Raw genomic sequence first — 2,670 nt, 5'->3', positions numbered from 1 at the left:
CAAGTAGTTACAAATTTGCGACCCCCTAACCATTTGATTTGTCAAGCAAATTCTACATCAACCTCTTTTTTTTATTTTATTTTTATTACCTTTTCTACCTGCAATTCCCTAACCGGAATTTATTGATAAATACTATGTCTTGTAACATATGTATAAGCCTGGTTCAAATAATATTTGGTCTTGAATAGCACAAAAAAAGGTGTATATTGGTAAGCCTTACGATAGCGGGACAACTTCCTGTAATTAATAAAATAATAAAACAAAAGAGGAGGCATAATATGGAAGTAAGATTTGTTGACAATGGACCTGGTAAACTTTCAGCAAAGGTTTTTTACAGCTCTGAAAGCGGATTTTCTGTCTGCACTGTAATCCTTATGGGTGAGAAGGATGCTGCAATCCTTGATACCCAGTGGACCCTTTCAAACGGTCACAGGGTGGTGGCAGAGATACTTGAGACGGGTAAGAACCTCAAGTACATATATGTGACCCACGCGCACCCGGATCACTATTTTGGACTTGGCCCGATCAAGGATGCCTTTCCTGAGGCAAAGGTTATAGCACTTCCGGAGGTGGCAAGCACCATCAACAAACAGATGTTCGGTAAGATTGATCACTGGGTAAAGATCATAGGGCCGACAAATGTCCCCAGAAAGGCTGTTAATATAGAATCAATGAAGGACAAGTTTTTTGAGCTTGAAGGTAACCGAATAGAGATCATGCCCAAGATCATGGGCGACCTCAAATATAATACTGTTGTGTGGGTGCCATCGATTAAGCTCCTTTACGGAAGCGATGTGCTCTTTAATGAGTCTCATCCGTTCACATGCGAGATTAACGCCGATGAAAGAAAACAGTGGCTCAAGGATGTTGAGATGCTTGAAAAGCTTGGCGCAGAGACTGTTATACCAGGCCATCAGAAACCGGGTATGCCCTTTGACTCATCCTCCTTTACCTATATGAAGAAATATCTTGCCGCTACAGAGGTGGAGCTTGCCAACACCAAGACAACGGGTGAGTTCTTCCTGAATATGGCCTTACAGTTCCAGGGCTCAAACCTGCTCTTCCTGAGCAACGAGATGAATGCAGCAGTGTTCAAGGGCGGAAGAGACTGGGAATGGCGTGATGATGAGAACTAGTTTTATCCTTTATAATAGATGCAGGGTGGGGTTCTTATCCTGCCATAGCCTATTGACGGTGGCAGATTATACCCCACCGGTTTTAGCAATAGTTATATAATATTTAAGCAAGAATAAGATAAGTTCTGTAGATATTGCAATCGGTAAATGGTGGCCTGTAAAAGGCCACCCTACGAAAAAAGAGTCATATAACAAAGAATAAATTACGCCTTTTTCTAATCAACTTCTTCAAACTCTATCACTAATTCATGAATTTCTTATAAAAGTTATTTACTATATTCATGAGATCATCGGGTAAAATTTCTTTCACTCTTTTAATAATATCCTCTGGAACAGCCCCGTAAAAGGCCTCTGAAATACCTCCGGTTATACAGGCAAGGGTATCGCTGTCACCACCAAGAGATATGGCATTACGTATGGCATCTTCATATGAGCGTGATTCAAGAAAACATATTATAGCCTCCGGCACTGTGCCCTGGCATGATACGTCAAAGGTGTAGTTAACGCGGATTTCATCAACACTTCTGTCAAGATCATAATTAAGCCTGTCATGGATCTCTTTTTTAATCATATCCCTGTCTGCCCCTTTCCTGGCGAGATATATTGCAAGGGCAGTGGCCTGCGCCCCTTTTATTCCTTCGGGATGATTGTGTGTTATTTCTGCTGAGAGCCTTGCCTCTTTTAGTACATCATCAATGCTGTTAAAGGCAAAACCGACAGGGCTCACTCGCATGGCAGAGCCATTGCCCCAGCTGTTATATGGGGTAGTGTTTTCAGAGAAAAGCCAGTTTTTAAATGAACCGCCATAACCTGCACTCGGGTAGGCCCTTCCGAATTCCCTTATAGATTCAACATAGGGAATTCCAGAAATAATGGCGTTTGCTAATGCAATGGTAAGGACAGTATCATCAGTGAACCTGGAAAGAGGGGAGAAGAGGGGAAATGCCTTTGTCTTGATGTTGTTAAATTCATAAACAGAACCGATTATGTCTCCAGCTATTGACCCGATCATATTATTTGTGTCTCCTATAAATGTTGATTTCTAAAAACCAGCAAGGCATGGGCACAGGCGCTGTGCCCCTACAGCAATTCAAATTTTATGCATATATATAAAAAAATTTTATCTAAATATACATTGGACAAAATACAATAGCTTTTTTTTCATCACAGAGAACACGGAGAACACAGAGATTTATTTTAAGAATTGGTCCAGTAAAAAAATCCCATTCTCGCGGGCAATAGAATCGGGTGATATATTTATACAGCTACTTTGTAAATGGTCGGGGATGAACCCCGACCCTATAAAAAAAAAATCTTTTTCTTTCTCCGTGAGCTCAGTGCCCTTCGTGGTTATATAAAAAGATGAATTTCATGCAACACCGAATTTATACCAAAAAGTATCAAGGAAGAAGGGTCTCCCGAAGGCGGATAAATATGCCCAGTTGAACAATTGTAGAGACAAGGCATGCCTTGTCTCTACGAATTATAATTTTAAGCCTTAAGTGCTAACAGCGCCCTTTTAACAAGGGTTTTT

2 protein-coding genes are annotated in these 2,670 nt (G+C 40.8%); one reads left to right on the top strand and one right to left on the bottom strand.

Annotation, left to right across the window (positions count from 1 at the left end):
* Positions 1–278 precede the first annotated feature (278 nt).
* Positions 279–1,136, top strand: a complete 858-nt coding sequence (locus GX654_15810; GenBank protein NLD38328.1) for an MBL fold metallo-hydrolase — start codon at positions 279–281, stop codon at positions 1,134–1,136.
* Between the two features lie 241 nt (positions 1,137–1,377).
* On the opposite strand, the gene GX654_15805 is transcribed toward GX654_15810, so the two are convergent.
* The gene (locus tag GX654_15805) at positions 1,378–2,148 is read right to left on the bottom strand and encodes an ADP-ribosylglycohydrolase family protein (GenBank protein ID NLD38327.1); all 771 of its coding nucleotides are present in this window, start codon (positions 2,146–2,148) and stop codon (positions 1,378–1,380) included.
* Between the last annotated feature and the right edge of the window lie 522 nt (positions 2,149–2,670).

The sequence above is a fragment of the Desulfatiglans sp. genome, assembly GCA_012513605.1.
Taxonomy (GTDB): Bacteria; Desulfobacterota; DSM-4660; order Desulfatiglandales; family HGW-15; genus JAAZBV01.
The sequence above is the reverse complement of the archived record's forward strand: the minus strand, read 5'-3'. Positions and strand labels throughout refer to the sequence as shown.